Here is a 16,731-nt window from a genome sequence, read left to right on the forward strand (position 1 = left end):
CCAAAGGCTCCTCGTCCCTGTGTGTTTTCGGCAGCAATGCCCTGCCGTAGCCGCGACCTTAGGCTATGTCTTGCACCGAACAAGGGGGAAGTTTCGTCGGCAGGTTGCACCCGACGAGAGTTGCGGGCAGTTTATGCCGAAGGAGAGCCCCAATGAGCGCAGCGACCGAAGACATCTTGTTCGGCAAACTCCGTGATGCGGTGCAGGCGCAAAACGGCGAGTATCACGACACGGGCCGGCATGTCGTGTCACTGCTGCCGCAGGGTTCGCGGCGATTGGCCATCACCTTTGACAATCTGGCTGCAAAGCGCGAGGCGGCCGATCGGATGCCTTGGGGCTATGATTTTTTGGCGGCGGCCAATTGGGATGTCATGGGCGTCATGTCCAAGTCGTCGAACTGGTTCCGCGAAAGCACGCTTTACGACCTGTTTGACCATTTTCGGGATGCGCGGCTGTTTCAGCACTATGACCAAGTGGCTTTATACGGTTCGTCGATGGGCGGCTTTGGCGCTTGTGCTTTTGCGTCGGCCGTCCCCGGCTGCACGGTTTTTGCCTTTGCGCCACAGCGGAGCCTGGCACCGGAGCTGGCCCATTTCGAATTGCGTTATCGCTATGGTCGGCGGCAGGGCGATTGGACCGATCCGCGCTATCGGGACGGGGCCGAGGGCATTAAAGCCGCGCGGCGGGTCTATCTGGCCTATGATCCACGCGAAAGGCTGGATGGGATGCATGTGGCGATGCTGACGGGGCCAAATGTGATGCCGCTGGTCATGCCGGGCGTTGGGCACAAAATCCCGCCTATGCTGTTGAAGATGGGGATCCTGAAGCCCTTGGCGCAGGCTGCGCTGATGGGCACTTTGGAGCCTATGGAATTCCACCAGCTTTATCGCCAGCGGCGAAATTCTGTGCCTTGGGTCGAAAGATTGTTGTCGCGCGCCTTGGCACGAAAACATTACCATATGGGGGCTGCGGCCGGTGAGCGGGCGATGTCAATGCAGCCGCATTGGAAAATCAGACATCAACTGAACGCGCTGCGGGCGGCGGCAAAAGATTTGGGACCGTAGTCCGCTGACCTTTTTGCCGCCGCACGGGCCCTATCATCAATAACGATAGTGATCCGATTTGAACGGGCCTTCCACCGTGACGCCGATGTAATCGGCCTGATCCTTGCGCAATTCGGTCAGTTTGACGCCGATCTTTTTCAGGTGCAGGCGGGCGACTTTTTCGTCCAGCGCTTTCGGCAGGATATAGACGCCGGGCGCATAGTCCTGCCCTTTGGTCCAAAGCTCGATCTGGGCCAGCACCTGGTTGGTGAACGAGGCCGACATGACAAAGGACGGGTGGCCGGTGGCGTTGCCAAGGTTCAAAAGACGACCTTCGGACAGCAGGATGATGCGGTTGCCCGAGGGCATTTCGATCATATCCACCTGTTCCTTGATATTGGTCCATTTGTGGTTGCGCAGGGCGGCGACCTGGATTTCGTTGTCGAAGTGGCCGATGTTGCCGACGATGGCCATATCCTTCATCTCGCGGATATGTTCGATGCGGATGACGTCGCGGTTGCCCGTGGTGGTGATGAAGATGTCGGCCGTGGCGACTTCGTCTTCCAGCAGGGTGACCTCATAGCCGTCCATCGCGGCCTGAAGGGCGCAGATCGGATCGACTTCGGTGACTTTGACGCGGGCACCTGCGCCACGCAGGGATGCGGCGGAACCCTTGCCGACATCGCCATAGCCGCAGACGACGGCGACTTTGCCGGCCATCATCGTGTCGGTGGCGCGGCGGATGCCGTCGACCAGCGATTCTTTGCAGCCGTATTTGTTATCGAATTTCGACTTGGTGACCGAATCGTTCACGTTGATCGCGGGGAAGGGCAGTTGGCCCTTTTTGTGCAGATCATAGAGGCGATGGACGCCGGTGGTGGTTTCTTCGGAAACGCCCTTGATGGCCGCCTTGGTCTTGGCGAACCAGCCGGGAGATTGCTTCATCCGTTTCTGGATTTGCAGTTTGATGACTTCTTCTTCTTCGGATTGCGGGACGGCGAGGACATCCTCACCTGCTTCCATCCGGGCGCCCAGAAGGACGTAAAGCGTGGCGTCGCCGCCATCGTCGAGGATCATGTTCGCGCCTTCGGGGAACATGAAGGATTTGTCCAGATAGTCCCAATGTTCTGTCAGGGTCTGGCCCTTGACGGCGAAAACTGGGATGCCCGCGGCGGCAATGGCTGCGGCGGCGTGGTCTTGGGTTGAAAAGATGTTGCACGAGGCCCAGCGCACATCGGCCCCCAGCGCGACCAGCGTTTCGATGAGTGCGGCGGTCTGGATGGTCATGTGCAGCGAGCCCACGATCCGCGCGCCTTTGAGCGGCTGGCTGGCCCCGAATTCCTCGCGGCAGGCCATCAGGCCCGGCATTTCGGTTTCGGCGATGGTCAGTTCCTTGCGCCCAAACTCGGCCAGTGCGATGTCCTTGACGACGTAATCTTGCGGCATGTCCCGATCCTTGATCCTGATGTCGCGGCGCGGATAGCATTTTGGCAGCCACGGCACAATCAGTCGCTGAACAGGGCGACGTAGGAGTGATAGCGGAAAATCCGGTTCCGCTTGTTGCCGGTCGTCTCTTGGACCAGTTCCATACTTACCAGCCGTTCAACCAGATTGTTTGCCGCCTGAACCGAAATGTCCAAATGCTCGGCGACGTAAGCCACAGTAAAGATCGGATGCCTGTAAAGTGACTCGAGCAATTTGAGCCCATTCCCAGCGCTTCGCCCCAAGACAGAAATCAAACCGTCGCGATGCGCCTCTCGCATCTGGACGATCTTTCGTGCCGTCTCGGCCGCTTCATTTGCAACCTCGGCAACGCCCCTTAGAAAGAACTTTAACCATTCCTCCCATGCACCGTCTGTTCTCGTGGCTTGCAAGAGGTCGTAGTAGCGTGCCCGGTTGCGTTTCAAGTAGTGAGACAGATAGAGAACGGGCTTTCCAAGTTCTTGTTGCTGACAAAGGCAAAATGCTATTAAGAGCCGTCCCATCCGTCCGTTACCGTCTAGAAATGGGTGCAGGGTCTCGAACTGAGCATGGATGAGTCCCAACCTGACGAGCAGCGGAAGGCCATCTTGAACATGCAGATAGCTTTCCAGAGCGCCTAAAAGTCTTGGCAGTTCAGAAGGTGGTGGCGGAACAAAGCTGGCACTCTTCAGTCCGGCTCCAGCCGGACCAATCCAGTTCTGACTGACACGAAATTCGCCTGGCGTTGCATGCTGTCCGCGCACGCCACGCATGAGTTCCTTATGTATTTCTCGGATCAGACGCATTGATAGGGGCAGTGTATCAAGTCGATCTAACCCGTAATTCAGTGCTGCGATGTAATTCAGGATTTCTTCCGTATCATCGGGTCTTGTCGGGTCAAAAATTTGTGCTTCAACTTCAAGTACATCGCCCAAAGAAGCCTGTGTTCCCTCAATCTGAGACGACAAGACCGCTTCTTTGCGGATATACATGAACACAAAAAGCTCGGGGTTCGGCAGTGCCTCAATTGAGCCGTTCAGCTTGCCCAGCGCACGGTCTGCGTTGGAGTTCAGAACCCAAAGTTCGTCGTCGAAGACTATAGGCGGCGTGGGTGGCAAGTCATGAGGCACAAATGCTGTGTAGCCTTCAAGTTGGTGTCGCCACGTGCCAGATTCGCGCCGCATCTTGAGTACTTTCCCAACCTTCAGTTCATCTATACTCAAGTTCGCGGAATCATGGACGAAAGTAAACACCCATATTCAATCGCCGCTTTAATATGGGTTGCGAAACATTGTCTTGATTCAGGTTTGTTGAACATGGAAACGCTATGAAACAACCCCGCGCCTGGCAGAGGATGCTTTCGGGTCGTAGGCTGGACCTGCTGGACCCGACGCCCCTGGATATCGAGATTGAGGATATCGCCCATGGTCTGGCCTTTGTCGCGCGGTGGAATGGACAGACGCGGGGGGATTGGCCCTATTCAGTTGCGGAACATTCGCTGTTGGTGGAAGAGATTTACACGCGGTCGGGTGGGGGTTTGGCGAAATGGCGGCTGGCGGCACTGCTGCATGATGCGCCGGAATATGTGATCGGCGACATGATCAGCCCGGTGAAGGCGGCGGTGGGGCCGGGCTATGGCGAGTTGGACTTGCGGCTGACGGCGGCGGTGCATCTGCGCTTTGGCCTGCCTGCGGCGCTGCCGGTGGCGGTGAAAAAGGCGATCAAAGCGGCGGATAAGGTTTCGGCCTGGCTGGAGGCTGTGCAGATTGCCGGGTTTTCCGAAACCGAAGCGGACAAGTTCTTTGGGCGTCCGGAACCCAGTGTGATCAAAGGCTTGGCAATAAAATTAAGACCGCCCGCACAGGTGCGGGCGGACTATGTGGCGCGACATTCGGAACTGATGGCGCTTTGCACGATCTAGCCCCGTTTGGCTTTGCGATGGGTCTTGACCGGCTCTTGCCGGCTGGCCAGCATCAGGACTTCTGCGATAATTCCTAACATCTTTTTCTCCTATGGTTGGATGTCTGGCGCGGATATGCTCTTTTCTGTGGGGAAAGCCGAGTCAGGAATAATTTTGATATGTTAGGCAATCTATCAGATGGAGATTGATTGGCTGCGCCTGCCGCCGCTGTCGTCGCTGCGCGCCTTCGAGGCGGCGGCACGTCTGGGCGGCTTTTCTGCCGCGGCGCGGGCGCTGAACGTGACCCATGCCGCCGTGGCCCAGCAGGTGCGGGGGCTGGAGGAACACCTGGGTTGCGCCCTGATCCTGCGGGAAGGGCGCGGCATGGTTTTGACGGCGGACGGGCGGCGGCTGGCTGTGGCGCTGAACGACGGCTTTGGTCAAATCGCCGGGGTTCTGACCGCCCTTGGCACTGAGGATGGCGAGCGTCCGGTTCGCGTGACATTGACCGCCAGCTTTGCCAGCCAGTGGCTGATGCCCCGTCTGCGCGATTTCTGGCGCGAATATCCCGACATCGCCCTGACCCTGCATCCCGAAGCCAAGATTGTGGATCTGCGGCGCGAGGGGATGGATCTGGGCATCCGCTATGGCAGGGGTGACTGGCCAGGCCTTGTTTCCACCTATCTGGCCTCGGCGCGGATGGTGGTGGCGGGCGCGCCGGATTTGTTCGCGGGACAGGAAATTCCCGATACAAATACTTTGTCTAAAATGGAATGGATTATCACCGCCAATTCCCCGGAACAGGATGAGGTAATTTCCTATCTGGGCATCAATCCTGAAACGATTTCGCGCACCGAATTTCCGAATGAGGAATTGTCGATTGCCGCCGCGCGCCAAGGTTTGGGGCTGATCGTTGAAAGCATCGCCCTGATCGAAGATGATATCCGCGAGGGCCGACTGCGGATGGTCCGCGACAGTGACGACAGTCAGGCGGCCTATTACATCGTGATGCCACCCGGACGACAGCGGGCCGCCGTCCGGGCTTTTGTCAAATGGCTGTCCAGCGCTGCTTAGATCGCCAGATCTTCGGGCTGTTTGCCTGCTTTCAGCGCGGCATCAAACCAGCGCGGCTTGCGCCCACGGCCCGACCAGGTTTCGGATTTGTCAGCCGGATTGGCATATTTTGCCGTGGCCGGTGCGCGTTTGCGCGTCGGCGCAACGCCCGACAGTTCCGCAAAGGTAAAGCCCATTTCACGGGCTTTTTCTTCAAGTGCCGCAATGGCTTCGCGCTTGCGACGATCTTCAAATGTCGAAATGGCGCGCATAACCTGCTGATGCAGGTCTTTCAGATCTTTCAATGAATATTCGTTTAGGTCGATGTGCATGATGTGGCCTCTTTCATTCCCCAGTATGAAAGGATTAATCCCATGCTGCCCCTTTTACAAGAATATTGCATTGGGATCGGCACCATTCAGCTTTCTGGCATCTTTTCGACGAAACATCCGACGCTGTCTGCCATTTGTTGTGGCGTCGTTTCACGCCGATAGAAATCGGCAAAGCCCGAGCCGGGCAACATCAGATAGGTAAAGGTGGAATGGTCCATCAGATAGAATTCCGGATCGCCGTCTTCGCGTTTTTTGCCATAGGCTTTGTAAGCTTTGATCGCGACATCGATCTGGCTTTGCGTTCCCGTCAAACCCAACATCTGCGGGTGCAAATTCTCTGTAAATTCGGCCAGAACTTCGGGTGTATCACGCGCCGGGTCTATGGTGATGAACACCGGTTGGACATCCAAGCCCTTGGCGGCCAGAAGATCAATCGCCTCGGCATTGCGGGCGTTGTCGAAAGGACAGACATCGGGGCAGAAGGAATAGCCAAAGTAGACCAGAGATGGTTTGGACAGAACTTGGGCCTCGGTGACGGTCTTCCCGTTTTCATCGACGAGGGAGAATGGTCCACCAATCAAGCCGGGACCACCGGCGATCTGGCTGGTTCGACATTCTGCAAAGACATCGCCACCCCTTCCGCCTGCAACAAACCAAACGCTGCCTGTCAGAAAAGCCAGCACCGCCACGCCCGCTGCACCCGCCCAGATTCTGTCCATCTTGGCCCCCAAAGCCAGGTTTTTTCTGCCGCAGTCATCCGACACTCTGCCTGCGGGGGCAATTGCAAAAACTACAATCCCAACCGATATGCAACTTTGTGAAGAATACTTTTACGTGTGGCAACTTCAGGATTAACTTGCCCTTAACCTTCGGCGGGTGAAGTCATGGGCGGGCCTGCTTTTGGCCCGGAGGATGTGATGGCGTTCGATTGGCTGCTTGTTCTCGGTCTGGCCTTGTCTGCGGTCTTTGCCGCCGGAGGCGGTATCTTGATCTTGGCCGCGCTTCAGGTTGGTCAACGCAGAGTTCCCCATGGGCTGTTTTCCGGTCAGGCCGATGAGGTGGCCTTTCTGTTTGATGGTGAGACATTGCTGGACGCAACACCCTCGGGCCGGTCCATGCTGCGGCTAGGGCCACCCATCGACAATGCGCGGGCGCGGTTGGTGGCCAATCTCTCGACCCGCTTTCCAAAATTTCCCGAATTGCTGGAGGGTTTGCCGCGTGATGGTTCTTTTGTCTTGACCAGCGGCGATGGATCGGGGCGCCACAGCTTTCTGCAAGCAGAGCTGCGGGGTGGGCTGACCCGCATCGCGCTGGTGTCGGATGATCATGCGACCGGTGTGGGAACAGATGCGCAAACACTGGTCACGATGGAAGCCGAGATTGCCGCCTTGCGGGCCGCTGTAAGTCGGGCCCCCTATCTGATCTGGCGGCAAGACCAAAAGGGTCAGGTCGTCTGGGCAAATGGGGCCTATCTGGTCGAGGCGGTCGAAAGGCTGGATGCCGGCCAAGATCTGCGCTGGCCTTTGCCGCATGTCTTTGATCAGGCGGTCAGCGTGGAAGGGGCGGCGGTGCGGCGGCTGTTCGTCGAAAAGGCCAATGCCGGAAAACAATGGTTCGAGGTTCAGTCTGTGGAAGACGGGGAATCGACGCTTTTCTTTGCGCTTCCCGCCGATGCTGCGGTGGCGGCCGAGGCCGCTCTGCGGGATTTTATGCAAACCCTGACCAAGACCTTTGCCGAACTGCCAACCGGGCTTGCGATTTTTGACCGACGGCGCCAGTTGCAGTTGTTCAACCCGGCCCTTGTTGATCTGACGGGCCTGCCGCCTGATCTTTTGTCGGTGCGACCCACGCTGTTTGCCTTTCTGGATGCCTTGCGGGATCGGCATATGATACCAGAGCCGCGTGACTATCGGCATTGGCGCAACCAGATGACTGAACTGGAGGAGGCTGCTGCAAACGGCCAGTATCAGGAAACTTGGAATCTGCCGTCTGGGCAGACCTTTCGGGTGATCGGGCGACCACATCCGAATGGGGCGCTTGCGCTGATGTTCGAAGACATCACACCGGAAATGGCGCGCACAAGACGCTATCGTGCCGATCTGGAGCTGGGCCAGTCGGTGATCGACGCGATGGAGGATGCCGTGGCGGTCTTTGCGGGCAACGGTCAGTTGGTGATGACGAATGCCGCCTATGGTGCGCTTTGGGGTCATGATCCGACCACGCAGTTGATTGAGGCCGGGATTGAAGGGGTGGCAAGCTGGTGGCGTGATCATAGCGCACCGTCGAACCTTTGGGCCGAGGCGGAGCGGTTTGTGGCCCGTATGGGCAGCAGTGGCGAATGTCGGGGTGAAGTGCGTCTGTTTGACGGTCGATTGGTGGCCTGCCGTTTCCGCCCACTGCACGGCGGGGCGACGCTGGCCGCGTTTCGGGTTTTGTCGCCGGACAGCAGCCGTTCGGGTCAGCGGTCCTTGCGTATGGCATGAAGGCTTGCAGGGCGGGGCGGCAACGGTCAGATTGCCGCTATGGACAGATCGGAACTTTGCTTTGACTTGGTGGATGCGGCGGCGACCGAAAGGCTTGGCTCGGCCTTGGCGGATTGGCTGCGGATCGGCGATACCCTTTTGCTGGAAGGCCCGATTGGCGCGGGAAAGACCCATCTGGCCCGGTCCCTGATCCAGGCAAGGCTGGGTCGGGCCGAGGATGTGCCCTCACCCACATTTACCCTTGTCCAGACCTATGAGGACGAGCGCGGCGATATCTGGCATGCTGATCTTTACCGTCTGAGCCAGGTGGACGAAGTGATTGAACTGGGCTTGGACGCTGCCTTTGACCGGGCGATCTGTCTTGTCGAATGGCCAGATCGGCTGGGCGACCTGGCGCCCGACGGGGCCTTTCAATTAACTCTGTCGGCCAAAGGCGATGGACGAGTGGCGCGGCTGTCGGGGCCGACGGCGCGCTTGAAGGAGCTGGGGCGTGTCTGCTGACCCCCGGCTTGAGGAGGCAAGGGCATTCCTGGCCAAGGCCGGGTGGGGGCTGGCTGCACTCCGGCCCTTGGCGGGCGATGCCTCGGATCGACGCTATTTTCGCCTGAGCCTGGGGCGAAAGCGTGCTGTGTTGATGGACGCACCACCCGGCAAGGGCGACGATCCCGCCGATTTTCTGAAGATCAGCGATCATCTGCACCGTTTGCATCTGTCGGCCCCGCAGGCCATCGCGAAAGACACGGCAAACGGATTTCTGTTGCTGGAGGATTTTGGTGACGGGGTGTTTGCCCGACTTGTTGCCAATGATCCCAACCAAGAGTTGCCGCTATACAAGGCCGCGGTGGAAACCCTTTTGCATCTGCAACGCCATGCCGCCCCCGCCGGATTGCCGGATCTGAGCGCAAAAGATTGGGCCGAGGCGGCGATGTTCGCACCCCGCTTTTACGCAGCGGCCATCCTTGGCCAAGAACCCAACCACGCCCCGCTGCAAACGGCTGTCGAGACAGCCCTGCGTCGCCATGCGGACGGCCCAAGGGTGCTGATCCTGCGCGATTTCCATGCCGAAAACCTGATCTGGTTACCCCGTCGGCAACATCTGCGACGGGTCGGCCTGCTGGATTTCCAGCTGGGCCAAATGGGACAGCCTGCCTATGATCTTGTGTCCTTGCTCCAGGACGCCCGCCGCGATGTCTCGGCCGAAACCGAAACGGCACTTTGCGCCATGTTTGGACAGGATGACCCCGGCTTTGCGGCGGCCTATGCCGTCCTCGGCGCCCAGCGCGCCCTGCGGATCATCGGCATCTTTGCCCGGCTATGCCTGCATGGCGGAAAGCCCGGCTATCTGCCCCTGATCCCCCGTGTCTGGGCGCATTTGCAGCGCAATTTGGCCCATCCCGCCCTGTCAGACGTAGCCAAGGCCAGTGCCATCTTGCCGCCCCCCACTGAAGAGAACCTGCAAAGGATTGCCCGGCAATGCGCGCGCCACCCTTAATGCTTTTTGCCGCCGGCTTTGGCACCCGCATGGGCACCTTGACGGCGGATCGGCCCAAGCCGCTGATCCCCGTGGCGGGAAAACCCCTGATGGATCATGCGTTGGATTTGGCGGATGCCGCCAAGATCAGCAAGGTCGTTGTGAACCTGCATTATCGGGGCGACCAAATCCGCGAACATCTTGCCGCGCGGCCCATCCTGTTTTCTGACGAAAGTGATCTTATCCTTGAAACCGGCGGAGGTCTGCGTGCAGCGATGCCCTTGTTGCAGGAAAGCCCCGTTATCGTGCTGAACAGCGATGCTGTCTGGACTGGCGAGAATCCTCTCTTGGCGCTCATGGCGCATTGGCGGGCCGAAATGGGCGCACTTCTGACGCTCATCCCGGTCGATATGGCGAATGGGCATAGTGGGCATGGCGATTTTGTTATGGATTCGACGGGCAAGTTGCAGCGTGGAAGCGGCGCGCAAAGTTTTGTTTATGCGGGTGCGATGATAACCCGAACCGAGGGGCTGCCGGATATTGCCGAGCAGGTGTTCAGTGTGAATCGGCTGTGGGATCGGCAGATCGAGCAAGGCCAGTTGTTTGGTTATGTCCATCAAGGCCAATGGTGCGATGTCGGTCGCCCCGAGGGCATCGCGCTGGCGGAAGGCATCCTTGCCGGACAACGGCCATGACCAGGATCTTTGGCCTTCCCCCCGGAGCGGATTTCGCGGCCCTTCTGGTACAGGGGCTTCGGCAACGTATGGCCGGGCAACCACCCGAAGCGATGGCGCGGGTGTTGCTTATTGTGAACACGGCGCGGATGCGGCGGCGGTTGACCGAACTGTTCGTTGCCGCGGGGCCGGGATTTCTGCCCCGAATCCGGCTGATCACGGAATTGGCTGACGATCCTTTGCCAGGCCTGCCCCCAGCGGTGCCGCCACTGCGGCGGCGGTTGGAGTTGGCGCAGTTGATCGCGCCGATGCTTGAGGCGCGGGCCCTGCTTTCGCCCCGTGAAACCTTGTTCGATCTGGCTGACAGTCTGGCCGATCTGGTGGATGAAATGCAGGGCGAAGGGGTCAGCCCAGCCGTCATATCGGGGCTGGATGTGGCAGATCATTCGGCCCATTGGCAGCGAACACAAGAGTTCATGGCGATTGTCGCGCGTTACTTTGCGGATCCTGACCAGCCGGACCCGCAGGCGCGCCAACGCAGGGTGGTGGGCGCTTTGGTCGAACGTTGGCAAAGGCAACCGCCGGATCATCCGGTGATCTTGGCGGGTTCGACGGGTTCGCGCGGCACAACGGCCCTTTTGATGCAAGCGGTGGCAAAGCTGCCGAACGGGTTGTTGGTTCTGCCGGGTTTTGATTTTGACGTGCCGCGCCATGTCTGGGCGGTGATGGGCGATGTGCTAACCTCGGAAGATCATCCGCAATTCCGGTATCGGCATCTGATGGATCTGTTGGACATAGAGCCGGACCAAATCGGGCGATGGCTGGATGCTGAAGCCCCTAGTCCGGGCCGAAATGCCCTTGTTTCGCTTTCTCTCCGCCCGGCACCGGTGACCGACCAATGGTTGGCCGAAGGGCCAAGTCTGCCAGACTTGATGGATGCGACGAGGGATATGACTTTGGTCGAGGCGCCGAGCCCGCGGATTGAGGCGCAGGCGATTGCCTTGATCCTGCGAGGGGCTTTGTTGAATGGGCACAAGGCGGCACTGATTTCGCCGGACAGGATGTTGACGCGCCAAGTGACGGCGGCCTTGGATCGTTGGGGGATTGTTCCCGACGACTCGGCGGGGCGCCCCTTGGCCCTGTCGGCACCGGGGCGGTTTCTTCGGCATGTGGTAGGGTTGATCGGGAACAAGCCAGGGGCTGAGGCGGTCCTGAGCCTGTTGAAGCATCCGCTGACCAGCAGCAGCGAGGCGCTTCGCGGCACGCATCTGCGGTTGACGCGGGAGCTGGAGCTTTGGGCAAGACGCAAAGGGGCGGCCTTTATCGATGGTGAGACCTTGGCGCGTTGGGGTGCTGGCGTCGAAGAAGCCGGCCATTGGGTTTCCTGGCTGACGCAACTGTTGGGGGAGATGGCCGATAGATCGGTTCTGCCCTTGCCTGAAAGGGTGCAAAAGCATCGCAATTGGGCCGAGCGTCTGGCCGCGGGCCCAGAGGCGGAGGGGTCGGGGGAGCTGTGGCTGAAAGAGGCTGGTGAGATGGCCGCCAAAGCGTTTGCAGAACTGGAAGCCGAGGCCGTCCACGGCGGCGAGCTTGGCCCAAGAGATTATTTGCGGCTGATCGAGAACTTGTTGAACGGGCGGGAAGTGCGCGAAGATCGACCGGTTCATGGGCAGCTGATGATTTGGGGTACGCTGGAGGCCCGTGTCCAGGGCGCAGATCTGGTTATTCTGGGGGGGTTGAACGATGGGATTTGGCCGCAATTGCCGCCGCCAGACCCCTGGATGAATCGCGCCATGCGCAAAGCGGCGGGGCTTTTGTTGCCGGACCGTAAGATCGGCCTTTCAGCGCATGATTACCAACAGGCTATCGGTGCGCCTGTCGTCGTGCTGACCCGCGCGGTTCGCGATGCGGAAGCGCAGACGGTGCCTTCGCGCTGGGTGAATCGGCTGACAAACCTCATGGCGGGCTTGCCGGAACGCGGCGGAAAGCAGGCCCTACAGGACATGCGGGCACGAGGGCAGGCATGGCTGGATCAGGCTTTGACGCTGGACCAACCGCAAGAGGCGATCAGCCGCCAACCGCGCATTGCCCCGGCGCCGCCGGCCGAGGTTCGGCCGCGGGAGTTGTCGGTGACGGATGTCAAAACCTTGATCCGTGATCCCTATGCGATCTATGCGCGGGAGGTGCTGAAGCTGCGGCCCTTGCCTGCGCTGCGGCGCGAGGCGGATGTGCGGCTGAAAGGGGAAGTCATCCACCGTATTCTGGAGCGCTATATGAAAGAGCGTGACCCGAATCTTGCTGAAAGCGATGCGGTGGCGCAATTGCTGCGGGTGGCAGACGCGGTTCTGGAAAGTGAAGTGCCTTGGGCGACAGCACGGCAGCAATGGCGTTGGCGGATCGAGGCATCGGCACAGGTTTTCCTGGCCTCCAGCCTTGGGGCGGTTCCCGCTGTGCTTGAGAAAGGGGGCAAGGTGCCGCTGGACCGTGTTGCAGCGCATCTGAAAGGACGGCCCGACAGGATTGACCTGTTGCCGGACGGGAGGGTTCAGATTTTTGACTATAAGACCGGGACGCCACCTTCGGGTCCGCAGCAAAAGGCCTTTGACAAGCAGTTGCCGTTGCTGGCGGGCATGGCCGAGCGGGGGGCTTTCGGGGATTTGGGGCTGGTCGATGTGGCGGGCGCGGAATATCTTGTGATTGGTCCAAAACCCTATCGCAAGGAATGGGATTTGGGTGACGAATTGCCAGATGAAATCTGGCAGCGTTTCGAGACACTTTTTGCAACCTATCTGGGTGAGGATCAGGGTTTTGCGCCAAGGCGGGCGATGGAGCGGAAAGGCCATGCGAGCGACTATGATGGTCTTTCGCGTTTTGGCGAATGGGACATCTCGGATCGCCCCAGCACCGTGAAAGTGGGGCGGCGATGAAGCGTGATGCAGCCTCGGCCGCGCAAGTGCGGGCCGCTGATCCGGCGGGCAATGTCTGGCTTGGGGCCAATGCGGGTTCGGGCAAGACCAGCGTTCTGACGGACCGCGTGGCGCGGTTGCTGCTGAAGGGGGCAAAGCCGGGCAGCATCCTTTGCCTGACCTATACCAAGGCCGCGGCAACCGAAATGCAGAACCGGCTGTTCGAAAGGTTGGGAAAATGGGCGATGTTGGGCGATGCGCCCTTGGCCGCCGATCTTGCGCGGCTGGGTCTGGACGGACCACAAGACCGCGAAGATCTGAACCGGGCACGGCGGCTTTTTGCACAAGCCATCGAAACGCCGGGCGGTCTGCGGATTCAGACCATCCATTCCTTCTGTGCCGGTTTGTTGCGGCGCTTTCCGATGGAGGCGGGAATATCGCCCGCCTTTACCGAAATGGAGGAAAGAGCAACACGTCTATTGCAAGCCGAAGTGCTGGAAGATTTGGCGGCAGGGGATGGGGCCGCGGCTTTTGCGGATCTTGTGAAAGTCACGGGCAGCGAGGGTCAAACCTTTGATCTTCTGTCGGCGATTTTGTCGGAGCGTGATAGTTTCGAAGCCGGGCTTGATGAAACCAAGACTCTTGCCGTGTTGGGGGCGCCCATCGACCTGACGGAGCAGAAGCTGTTGGCTCAGGTCTTCCTAGGCGACGAAAGTGCCTGGCTGGCCACACTGGTTGCCCAGATCAGCGCCTCGCCGATCCGCAAGGATTCGGATGAAAAGTTGGCGAATGCCCTGAGCGCCGCCTTGGAAACGGCGCCGAGCCTCAATGCCTTGGCCGTGTTGGAAAGCGTATTGCTGACCAAATCTGGCAAGGCCCCGTTCACAGCCAAGATTGGATCTTTGCCCACGAAAGAGTTGCGCAATTCACTGGGGCCAATCCAGCAAAAGCTGGAGCAACTGATGCAGCGCGTCGAAATGGCGCGCCCGCTGCGGCTGGCTTGGGCTGTGGTCCAGCGCAGTGCTGTGCTTTATCGCTTTGCCGACTTGTTTCTGACCGAATACAAGGCCCGAAAGGCGGCGCGCGGGGCCTTGGATTTTGATGATCTGATCAGCAAGGCACGCGATCTTTTGTCTTCGCCCGGAACGGCACCTTGGGTGCTTTACCGGCTGGACGGCGGCATCAGCCATATTCTGGTGGATGAGGCGCAGGATACCAGCCCAGCGCAATGGCAGGTGATCCGGCTGCTGGCCGACGAGATTTTGGCGGGCCAAGGCGCCTCGGACCAAGCGCGGACAATCTTTGTCGTCGGCGACAAGAAGCAATCCATCTATTCTTTCCAAGGCGCGGATGCCCAGGAATTTGACCGGATGCGCCAGTTGTTCGGCGAAAGATTGGCCAATGGCGCGGATCGCGGCCTGGCTGATCTGACATTGGAGCATTCCTTCCGGTCATCCCCGCTTATTCTGTCGGCAGTCGATGCCGCTTTGGGTTCAGACGCGACGGCCCTGGCGCTGGGTGGCGCGTTCCGTCATGCCGCCTATCGCGGTGAAATGCCGGGAAGGATCGAGCTTTGGCCCCCTATGCTGCCAGAGCCCGAGCCAAAGGACGACGATTGGAGCAACCCCGTCGATCTGGTGCCGCCCGAACATCATGCCGTGCGCATGGCCCGGCGCATTGCACAGCAAATCGGGCGGATGCTGGCCGAAGGCACACAAATTCCCACCAAAGAGGGCAGCGAAAGACCTCTGACGCCGGGCGATATTCTGATCCTCGTGCAACGTCGTTCGGAACTTTTCGCTGAAATCCTGCGGGCGCTGAAACAGGCCGGGCTTCCGGTGGCGGGGGCCGACCGGATGAACCTGGGTGGGGAACTGGCCGTCAAGGATCTGACGGCGCTTTTGGCATTTCTGGCAACGCCCGAGGACGATTTGGCCCTGGCCGGCGCGCTAAGATCGCCCCTGTTCGGCTGGGATGAAGGTCAGCTTTATGATCTGGCACAGGGGCGAAAGGGTTATCTTTGGGAAGCGTTGCGCAACAGCGGCGAACGAGGCGGCAGCGCGTTGAAGATTCTGACGGACCTGCGCAACCAGACAGACTTTCAGCGGCCTTTCGATCTGATCGAACAAATTCTGACGCGGCATGGCGGGCGCGAAAAGCTGCTGGCGCGTTTGGGGGCCGAAGCCGAAGATGGCATCGACGCGCTTTTGGCGCAGGCTTTGGCTTATGAACGCAGTGAGGTGCCCAGCCTGACAGGCTTTCTTGCTTGGATGCAGACGGATGAGGTAACCATCAAGCGCCAGTTGGAAAGTGGTCAGAACCTGATCCGGGTGATGACGGTCCATGGCGCGAAGGGGTTGGAATCGCCGGTCGTGATTCTGCCGGAAACGGCCGACCGTGCATTGCCCCTGCGGGATGTGCTGGTTCGGTTGTCGGAGGATGGGCCGCTGGTTTGGAAAGCGGGTGCCGCCGAAAATCCCGTTCCGGTTCAGGCGGCCGTCACCGAGGCCAAGGCCGCCGCAGCGCGGGAAAGTCTGCGTCTGTTGTATGTGGCCATGACGCGGGCACAAAGTTGGTTGATCGTGGGAGCGGCGGGAAAGCTGAAATCGCACGGCACGGCGGCGGATGACGAGAGCGAAGGCGAAGCCTGGTATGATCGCGTGAAAGCGGGATTGTTGGCTATTGGGGCCGAAGAGGATGGGGAGGGTGGGCTTTTGGCCCGCTTTGGTGCATGGCCGCAGCCTGCAAAGTCCCCCGATGTGACGCAAGCGAAGCCCCTGTCGGTTCGACCCGACCTGGCGCTGGCTGCTGCACCGCGTCCTGCCCCGCGCCCAGTCTCTCCATCCTCTTTGGGTGGGGCCAAGGTTTTGACGGGCGAAGAGCCATTGGCCAAGGAATTGGCGGGCGATGGCAAAACGGCAGGCACGGCACTGCATCGCCTTTTGGAATACCTTCCGGGGCAGGATCCTGTCGATTGGTCCGCGTTGGCCGAGGCGCTGATCCCGGATCCTGACCTGCGACAAAGAGCCTTGGACACGGCCCGCCGATTGCTGACGGACCCTGCTTTGGAGGCTATTTTTGTGCCAGAGGCCTTGGTTGAGGTTGGGATAACAGCGGTGCTGGACGGCCAGCCGCTGTTGGGGAGTATTGATCGGCTGGTTGCTGGGCCAGATCGCATCTTGGCCGTTGATTACAAATCAAACGCGGTGGAACCGAGGGATGTCGCAGAGGTTCCAGAAGGCATTCGCCGACAGATGGCGGCCTATGCCACCGCCTTGGCCCAGATCTATCCGGGCAAAAAGATCGACACGGCTGTTCTTTGGACCGGGTCGGGGCGGCTGATGCCTTTGGGCTGAGCGTTCCCCCCTTTCGCCGCGGGGGTTGAGTTTGTAGGGTTTCTACCCAAAC

At 59.7% G+C, this 16,731-nt stretch carries 13 protein-coding genes; 9 read left to right on the forward strand and 4 right to left on the reverse strand.

Annotated elements, in window-relative coordinates; all coding sequences use genetic code 11:
* Window positions 1-152 precede the first annotated feature (152 nt).
* Window positions 153-1,064, forward strand: coding sequence for a hypothetical protein (locus tag IE095_RS06225; RefSeq protein WP_189410755.1), 912 nt, complete (start codon window positions 153-155; stop codon window positions 1,062-1,064).
* Window positions 1,065-1,100: 36 nt separating this feature from the next.
* Here the strand turns inward: IE095_RS06225 and ahcY are convergent, their stop codons facing one another.
* Together ahcY and IE095_RS06235 are read right to left on the reverse strand one after the other, a co-directional pair.
* A complete protein-coding gene (gene ahcY / locus IE095_RS06230; RefSeq protein ID WP_189410756.1) occupies window positions 1,101-2,489 on the reverse strand; it encodes an adenosylhomocysteinase in 1,389 nt (462 codons plus the stop codon).
* A 59-nt stretch (window positions 2,490-2,548) separates the two neighbouring features.
* Window positions 2,549-3,757 (reverse strand): Fic family protein, encoded by a 1,209-nt coding sequence (locus tag IE095_RS06235; RefSeq protein WP_229804580.1) that lies wholly within the window; start codon window positions 3,755-3,757, stop codon window positions 2,549-2,551.
* A 74-nt stretch (window positions 3,758-3,831) separates the two neighbouring features.
* Between IE095_RS06235 and IE095_RS06240 the strand changes: the two genes are divergently transcribed.
* Together IE095_RS06240 and IE095_RS06245 are read left to right on the forward strand one after the other, a co-directional pair.
* Window positions 3,832-4,425: an HD domain-containing protein gene (locus IE095_RS06240; protein WP_189410757.1), complete on the forward strand. Its 594-nt coding sequence runs from the start codon at window positions 3,832-3,834 to the stop codon at window positions 4,423-4,425.
* 177 nt (window positions 4,426-4,602) lie between these two features.
* Window positions 4,603-5,478, forward strand: coding sequence for a LysR family transcriptional regulator (locus IE095_RS06245; RefSeq protein WP_189410758.1), 876 nt, complete (start codon window positions 4,603-4,605; stop codon window positions 5,476-5,478).
* On the opposite strand, the gene IE095_RS06250 is transcribed toward IE095_RS06245, so the two are convergent.
* Together IE095_RS06250 and IE095_RS06255 are read right to left on the reverse strand one after the other, a co-directional pair.
* Window positions 5,475-5,789, reverse strand: coding sequence for an H-NS histone family protein (locus tag IE095_RS06250; protein ID WP_189410759.1), 315 nt, complete (start codon window positions 5,787-5,789; stop codon window positions 5,475-5,477). The two genes, IE095_RS06245 and IE095_RS06250, sit on opposite strands and share 4 nt — an antisense overlap.
* An 86-nt stretch (window positions 5,790-5,875) precedes the next feature.
* A complete protein-coding gene (locus IE095_RS06255) occupies window positions 5,876-6,508 on the reverse strand; it encodes an SCO family protein (protein WP_189410760.1) in 633 nt (210 codons plus the stop codon).
* Between the two features lie 165 nt (window positions 6,509-6,673).
* Between IE095_RS06255 and IE095_RS06260 the strand changes: the two genes are divergently transcribed.
* Genes IE095_RS06260 through addA form a run of 6 tightly spaced genes read left to right on the forward strand, consistent with a single transcriptional unit; the run spans window position 6,674 to window position 16,679 of the window.
* On the forward strand, window positions 6,674-8,272 hold the full coding sequence (locus tag IE095_RS06260) for a PAS-domain containing protein (protein ID WP_229804582.1): 1,599 nt from the start codon (window positions 6,674-6,676) through the stop codon (window positions 8,270-8,272).
* A gap of 39 nt (window positions 8,273-8,311) precedes the next feature.
* Window positions 8,312-8,773: a tRNA (adenosine(37)-N6)-threonylcarbamoyltransferase complex ATPase subunit type 1 TsaE gene (gene tsaE, locus IE095_RS06265; RefSeq protein WP_189410761.1), complete on the forward strand. Its 462-nt coding sequence runs from the start codon at window positions 8,312-8,314 to the stop codon at window positions 8,771-8,773.
* Entirely contained in the window at window positions 8,763-9,764 is a 1,002-nt protein-coding gene (locus IE095_RS06270; protein ID WP_189410762.1) for an aminoglycoside phosphotransferase family protein, read from the forward strand. The genes tsaE and IE095_RS06270 overlap by 11 nt, the downstream gene beginning before the upstream one ends.
* A complete protein-coding gene (locus IE095_RS06275) occupies window positions 9,746-10,438 on the forward strand; it encodes a nucleotidyltransferase family protein (RefSeq protein WP_189410763.1) in 693 nt (230 codons plus the stop codon). The genes IE095_RS06270 and IE095_RS06275 overlap by 19 nt, the downstream gene beginning before the upstream one ends.
* Entirely contained in the window at window positions 10,435-13,344 is a 2,910-nt protein-coding gene (gene addB / locus IE095_RS06280; protein WP_189410764.1) for a double-strand break repair protein AddB, read from the forward strand. The genes IE095_RS06275 and addB overlap by 4 nt, the downstream gene beginning before the upstream one ends.
* A complete protein-coding gene (gene addA, locus IE095_RS06285) occupies window positions 13,341-16,679 on the forward strand; it encodes a double-strand break repair helicase AddA (protein ID WP_189410765.1) in 3,339 nt (1,112 codons plus the stop codon). Before addB ends, addA begins: the two co-directional genes overlap by 4 nt.
* Window positions 16,680-16,731: the final 52 nt, after the last annotated feature.

Origin of the sequence: Neogemmobacter tilapiae, assembly GCF_014652215.1 — a bacterium.
GTDB lineage: Bacteria > Pseudomonadota > Alphaproteobacteria > Rhodobacterales > Rhodobacteraceae > Neogemmobacter > Neogemmobacter tilapiae.

Bases quoted from the DNA above. Each gene is read 5' to 3' on its own strand.
- IE095_RS06250 (WP_189410759.1), bottom strand. From the start codon at position 5,789: ATGCACATCGACCTAAACGAATATTCATTGAAAGATCTGAAAGACCTG.
- IE095_RS06225 (WP_189410755.1), top strand. From the start codon at position 153: ATGAGCGCAGCGACCGAAGACATCTTGTTCGGCAAACTCCGTGATGCG.
- IE095_RS06245 (WP_189410758.1), top strand. From the start codon at position 4,603: ATGGAGATTGATTGGCTGCGCCTGCCGCCGCTGTCGTCGCTGCGCGCC.
- IE095_RS06260 (WP_229804582.1), top strand. From the start codon at position 6,674: ATGGGCGGGCCTGCTTTTGGCCCGGAGGATGTGATGGCGTTCGATTGG.
- tsaE (WP_189410761.1), top strand. From the start codon at position 8,312: ATGGACAGATCGGAACTTTGCTTTGACTTGGTGGATGCGGCGGCGACC.
- ahcY (WP_189410756.1), bottom strand. From the start codon at position 2,489: ATGCCGCAAGATTACGTCGTCAAGGACATCGCACTGGCCGAGTTTGGG.
- IE095_RS06275 (WP_189410763.1), top strand. From the start codon at position 9,746: ATGCGCGCGCCACCCTTAATGCTTTTTGCCGCCGGCTTTGGCACCCGC.
- addB (WP_189410764.1), top strand. From the start codon at position 10,435: ATGACCAGGATCTTTGGCCTTCCCCCCGGAGCGGATTTCGCGGCCCTT.
- addA (WP_189410765.1), top strand. From the start codon at position 13,341: ATGAAGCGTGATGCAGCCTCGGCCGCGCAAGTGCGGGCCGCTGATCCG.
- IE095_RS06240 (WP_189410757.1), top strand. From the start codon at position 3,832: ATGAAACAACCCCGCGCCTGGCAGAGGATGCTTTCGGGTCGTAGGCTG.
- IE095_RS06255 (WP_189410760.1), bottom strand. From the start codon at position 6,508: ATGGACAGAATCTGGGCGGGTGCAGCGGGCGTGGCGGTGCTGGCTTTT.